The organism is Agreia sp., assembly GCF_964263775.1.
Classification (GTDB): Bacteria; Actinomycetota; Actinomycetes; order Actinomycetales; family Microbacteriaceae; genus Agreia.
Window position 1 is genome coordinate 1 of the sequence record NZ_CAXVWM010000172.1, and the last position, 5,437, is coordinate 5,437.

Sequence of the window (5,437 nt, forward strand, 5' to 3'; positions counted from 1 at the left end):
GCGCCCGGGGTGAGGTCGGGCGCGAACAGCAGCTCCGGCTGGGGAAGCACGGCGTAGTCTGCGGGCGACGCGATGTCTTCTGCGACGCCTTTAAAGATGGCGCTGGTGCCGCCGGCCGGAAACGCCTCGGTGCCCAGCTGCTTGACCGTCAACGAGATGATCGCGTACTCGAAGCCCGAGGGAGGGGTCTCGTTGAGCGAGTTCTCGGCGAGCACCACGTCGGTGGCGTTGAGCTGCACACCCTTGACGGTGACCTCGGCCTGGTTCGCGTCGTCGTAGGTGAGGATGCCGGCCTTGCCGAGGGCGATCGGTGTTCCGTCGGTGCAGACGGTCGCGCCGGCCGACGGCGTGGCGTCGCCGGGTACGGCGGTGGGGTCGCCGGGCAGGGCCTCCTGCTCGTCAGGCGAGTCGGATTCCGTCGGCTCGTCGAGGGGACTCGATGTCGGGGGCGTGTCGGTGTAGTCGTAGTCATCGATTGCGTTGCCGAAGCCGATGAACGTGAGCGTGTAGATGATGATGAAGATGACGCTCACGATGAACGCGACAGCCGAGACGATCGTTCCCGTCAGGGCCAATCCCCGCGAACCGAACTTCTTGAACAGGGCGATGAGGCCGAAGACCAGACCCGCGATCGCGCCGAACACGGTGACGTAATTGAGGACCGGCACCGCGGAGGCGAGCAGGGCCAGGCCACCGAGCACGATGCTCAGGATGCCCATCCAGGCGCCCGTGCCGCGCGGCGGAATCTGGCCCGGCGCGTAGGGAGTCGTGTAGGGGAGTTGGCCCGAGGGCGGGCCGCCGGCCGTCGACGGGCTCGATCCGTACTGCGATCCGTACGAGGGCGTCGGTGCCGACGGGCCGCCGGATGCCGGGGTTCCGTAGACGGGCGGCGCCCCATAGGACGGTGCGGCCGTCGGCGCGCCGGTGCTCGGCGGGCCGTAGCTGGGCGCGCTGGGTGCAGACGGCGCACTGGGCGGCGTGGGCGGGGTCTGGATGGGCGGCAGCGACGAGGATGCCGGGGGCAGTGGAGCCGTCGGCGGTGCGAAAGTGGGCGCGGGCGGCGCGGCGGGCGGCGCCGGCGTTGTTGGAGGCGCGGGCGTTGTTGGAGGCGCGGGAGGCGCGGGCGGAGCTCCTGGCGTCGTCGGAGCAGGAGGGCCTGACGGGAACGGCGGCGTGCTCGGCGCGCGGGGAGACGTCAACTCGGGAGACGTCGGCTCCGGCGCCGACGGCTCAACCGGCGTCGCGGGGAGGTTCTCGGTGGACTCGGGCTCGGAAGGCTCGGAAGGCTCGGAAGGCTCGCGGGGATCGGACATGAGTCGATTCTGCCAGAGGTAGCCACGGGGATCGAGGATCGGGCGCACTCGACGCTGTGACGACTCGATGGTCGATCACAGGTGAATGTGGCACGATACCCGTTATCCCTCGCGCGAGATTCGACCCATCTGACCGTGCGAAGAGGGGTTCGGCAGACGGGAGGACGAGATGGCAGAGTCCACCAGACGGCGCAACAGACGGGGCGATACGCCCGATGCACCGACCGCCCGGCGCGCCCGATCGGGTGCAACGGCCGCCGGAGACGACTCGTTCCGCCGCGGCTTCGCCAGCCTCACGCAGCTCGCCCTCTCGGGAGTTCAGATCACCGCCTGCGCTCTCGACGTGAAGAGCGGTCGACTGCTCTTCTCGGTCGACGACCACCTCTCCGTCCCCACCGCCTCCATCGGCAAGGTCCTTCTTCTCATCGAGGTCGCCGCCCGCCTGAGCGCCGGCGACAAGACGGCCCACGGCATCCTGAATCGCACGGCCCAAGATTCTGTGGCCGATTCGGGTCTCTGGCAGCACCTGCAGGTGCCGGCGCTGCCGGTCGGCGACCTCGCCGCCCTCGTCGGAGCCGCCAGCGACAACCTGGCCACCAACGTGCTCATTCGCCGCATCGGGCTCGACGCCGTGCGCGCCCGCGGCGAAGCGCTCGGCCTCACCCGCACATTTTTGCTCGACACGGTGCGCGATTACCGCGGGCCGGATGACGCGCCCCAGCTCTCCGTGGGCTCGGCCCGCGAGCTGGCCACCCTGTTCGCCGGCCTCTCGCGCGGAGAGATCGTGAACGTCGCCACGAGCCAGCAGGTCATGGAGTGGCTGGGCCTCGGAGCCGACCTGTCGATGGTCGCGAGTGCGTTCGGCCTCGATCCGCTGTCGCACCGCACGAGTGACCACGGGCTGCTGCTCACGAACAAGACGGGAACCGACGTGGGCGTGCGCAGCGAGGCGGGCGTGCTGCGCGGTCCGAGCGGATCGGTGGCCTATGCCGTCACGATGCGCTTCAACGACACCGACCTCACGGGCAGGCTGGCCGTGCTCGAGGGCATGCGCACGCTCGGCACCGACATCTTGGAGTACGTCTTCTAGCTGGCACTGTAGCCCCTCGTGATTGTGCCCGAATACCTCTGTTCGGCACGTCTGCGCCCGCGCGAATGGAGGCATTCGGGCACAGAAGCCCGCGCCGAGCCGGGCTGCATCCTGTTCGAGGTGACACGCACAGGTGATGCGCTCGTGTGGCTGGTCGACGAGGTGGAGGGGCTCTAAGTCCCAGTGATTGTGCCCGAATGCCTCCATTCCGCGACAGGGAGTCTGCCCGAATGGAGGTATTCGGGCACACACCCGCGAGTTCGGGCGGTGCCCGGCGGTCAGCGCACAGGAGGCGCGATCAGCGCAGTGTTTCCAGGGCCCAGGCCGCGGCATCCAGAGACCGGATCGCGGCGATTGTCGCGCCGATCGCCGGCACGCCCGCCGAACCCTGCGCCGTGACCAGGTGCACCGTGCGGAAGTCGGCGGCGGCCGGTCGCCGGGTTGTGACTCCGGCGGGCAGCGGCGTGGTCGCAAGCGCCAACGACGGAAGCAGCGCCACGCCGAGCCCCGCCGCGACCATGGCCAGCACGGCCTGCACGTTGTCGGTCTCGTAGCCGAGAGCGGGGGTGAATCCGGATGCCTCGCACAGCTCGACGAGGTGCCCGCGGCACCGCGGGCAGCCGGCGATCCAGCCCTCGTCGGCGAGACTCGCCAGCTCGATCGGGCCGTTTCCCAGGCCTGGCGCATCCACAACCACGAGCAGCATCTGCTCGCGCCAGAGCGGCAGGGTGGCGAGCCCCGACGCGCTCGCCCGGTGCGGGTCGTCGGGGTCGCCCGGATAGCTGAAGGTGAGGGCGATGTCGGCCGCGTGGTCGCGAACGGCCTGCACCGCCTCGGGCGGCTCGGCCTCGAGGTAGCTGAAGCGCACGCCCGGATGCCGCCGCGTGATGTCGCCGAGCAGCCGCGGCACGACGGTCGACGACGCCGACGGAAAGGCGGCGATGCGCACCAGTCCGGAGCGAAGCCCCGAGAGCTCGGCCAGCTCGTCAGCCGCGGAGTCGATGGCGCGCAGCACCGTGGCGGCATGCCGGGCGAGCACCTCGCCGGCCTCGGTGAGCTCGACGCCGCGGGCGACCCGAGTGAGAACGGGCATGCCGAGCTTCTCTTCGAGGCGCTTGATGCTCTGGCTGAGCGCAGGCTGGCTGTAGCCGAGAGATGTGGCGGCCGCGGTGATCGATCCGCGGTCGGCGACGGCCCTGATCACGCGCAGGGTCTGCGAGTCGAGGTCGGCCGCCAGGGTCGATCGAGCGGGCGGAGTCAGCGCCATGAACCGAGCATAACCGACGCTTATGCGAACGATCTATAACTTGCCGTTGTCCAATAGCTCGGCCCGGTCGACGATGGATGCATGACAACACTCGTCGAGGCCCGTGCCCAGTTCTCCGGTGGCCGGCGCTACCTCGGCGCCTGTTCGCTCGGCCTCGCCGGCAGCGCGACGCTCGAGGCCATGCGGGCCGACCAGGCGGACTGGGCCGCGGGACGCTGCTCGCCGGCGAAGTACGACGCCGTGATCGACCGCACCCGCGCATCCTTCGCCCGACTCATGGGCGTCGACGCGGGCCGCGTCGCGGTCGGATCGCAGACCTCCGCCATGGTCAGCGTGCTGGCCGCCGCGGTTCCCGCCGGCGCCGAGGTGCTCTGCGTCGACGGCGACTTCAGCTCGATGGTGTTCCCCTTCGTGGTGGCCGAGGGCCGGGGCGTCGTGGTGCGGCACGTCGCGCTCGAGGCGCTCGCGGCATCCATCACCCCGGCCACCTATCTCGTGGCGTTCTCGCTCGTGCAGTCGTCGTCGGGCTGGCTCGCCGATGTCGACGCGATCGTGGCGGCGGCGCGCACGAACGGCGCCTTCACCCTGTGCGACACGACGCAGGCGGCGGGCGCGATGCCGGTCGACGCGACGCTCTACGACGCCACGGTCTGCCACGCCTACAAGTGGCTGTGCGCCCCGCGCGGAGCCGCGTTCATGACCCTGGCCGAGGGGTACCAGCAGACGCTCGCCCCGATCCAGGCCAATTGGTACGCGGGTGACGAGATCTGGGCATCCTGCTATGGGCCGACGATGGCCCTGGCGCCAGACGCCCGCAGCTTCGACGTGTCGCCCGCCTGGCCCGTGTGGGTGGGCGCCGAACCCGCCATCGAGCTCTTCGCGTCGCTCGATCTCGCCGAGGTGCACGCGCACAACGTCGCTCTCGGCGACGCGCTGTGCGACGGCCTCGGCATTGTGCGGCGTGGCCAGGCGATCGTCACGTGGCCGGATGCCGATGGCCGGCAGCTCGAGGCGTTGGTCGCCGCCGGCATCGTGGCGTCGGGCCGTGCCGGGCGCGCGCGGGTGGCTTTTCACCTGTGGAACGACGAACGCGACGTGGCCGACGTGCTCGCCGCGCTCAGCGAGGCCGCCTGAGCCTGTCGAAGGGCATCCATCCGTCAGTTAACGCTCGTAAACCAGCTGATACGAGCATCAACTGACTAATGGATCGCGCTAGCCGTCGACCCGGCGCCGAATGTGCACGATCGCGGCGCACACGACCCACCCCAGCACGGTGCCTGTCGTATTGGTGATGACATCGTTGATATCGGCGGTGCGCCCGACCTGCGCGAGATACTGGCTCAGCTCGATGCCCGCAGACAGCAGCAGGCCGGTGAGCAGGGCGACAGAGAAGCGGATGCCGGCGGCCCCGAGCAGCAGTCCGAGCGGAATGAACACGCCCACGTTCAGAACCGCGTCGATCACCGCGCCCGGCCCCCCGAACCGCAGCGGAACGAGGTTGAGCAGCGCGCCGCTTCCCGACCGGGCGCGTAGCGTCATGAACAGAACGCTGGCCAGCCAGCAGACCAGGACGACCGCGATGGCGACGCTACCGTGGCGCCTCGCAGAGCCGCGTGAGTCCCGCGCAGAGTCGCCCGGGCCGCGCGCCGAGCCGCGTGAGCCCCGCGCCGCGCCGCGTGAGCCCCGCGCCGCGAAGACGATTCCCGCTACGGACGTGGCGGCGAGCAGCGCCGCGAACGCGAGCTCGAACGAGAAGCGGATCACGCT

Annotated in this window: 5 protein-coding genes; 2 read left to right on the forward strand and 3 right to left on the reverse strand. The window is 70.4% G+C overall.

Annotation, left to right across the window (positions count from 1 at the left end; genetic code table 11):
- On the reverse strand, positions 1-1,313 hold a 1,313-nt coding region (locus ACE5CZ_RS12390; RefSeq protein ID WP_374947638.1), incomplete at its 3' end, for a DUF308 domain-containing protein.
- Between the two features lie 169 nt (positions 1,314-1,482).
- Here ACE5CZ_RS12390 and ACE5CZ_RS12395 point away from each other — a divergent pair.
- Positions 1,483-2,403, forward strand: a complete 921-nt coding sequence (locus ACE5CZ_RS12395; RefSeq protein WP_374947639.1) for a serine hydrolase — start codon at positions 1,483-1,485, stop codon at positions 2,401-2,403.
- A gap of 298 nt (positions 2,404-2,701) precedes the next feature.
- Here ACE5CZ_RS12395 and ACE5CZ_RS12400 read toward each other — a convergent pair whose 3' ends face one another.
- A complete protein-coding gene (locus ACE5CZ_RS12400; protein WP_374947640.1) occupies positions 2,702-3,670 on the reverse strand; it encodes a LysR family transcriptional regulator in 969 nt (322 codons plus the stop codon).
- Between the two features lie 81 nt (positions 3,671-3,751).
- On the opposite strand from ACE5CZ_RS12400, the gene ACE5CZ_RS12405 reads away from it, so the two are divergent.
- Positions 3,752-4,804 (forward strand): aminotransferase class V-fold PLP-dependent enzyme, encoded by a 1,053-nt coding sequence (locus ACE5CZ_RS12405; protein ID WP_374947641.1) that lies wholly within the window; start codon positions 3,752-3,754, stop codon positions 4,802-4,804.
- Between the two features lie 78 nt (positions 4,805-4,882).
- Here ACE5CZ_RS12405 and ACE5CZ_RS12410 read toward each other — a convergent pair.
- The coding region (locus tag ACE5CZ_RS12410; RefSeq protein WP_374947642.1) for a VanZ family protein at positions 4,883-5,437 on the reverse strand (555 nt) is incomplete at its 5' end.

Bases quoted from the DNA above. Each gene is read 5' to 3' on its own strand.
- ACE5CZ_RS12395 (WP_374947639.1), top strand. From the start codon at position 1,483: ATGGCAGAGTCCACCAGACGGCGCAACAGACGGGGCGATACGCCCGAT.
- ACE5CZ_RS12400 (WP_374947640.1), bottom strand. From the start codon at position 3,670: ATGGCGCTGACTCCGCCCGCTCGATCGACCCTGGCGGCCGACCTCGAC.
- ACE5CZ_RS12405 (WP_374947641.1), top strand. From the start codon at position 3,752: ATGACAACACTCGTCGAGGCCCGTGCCCAGTTCTCCGGTGGCCGGCGC.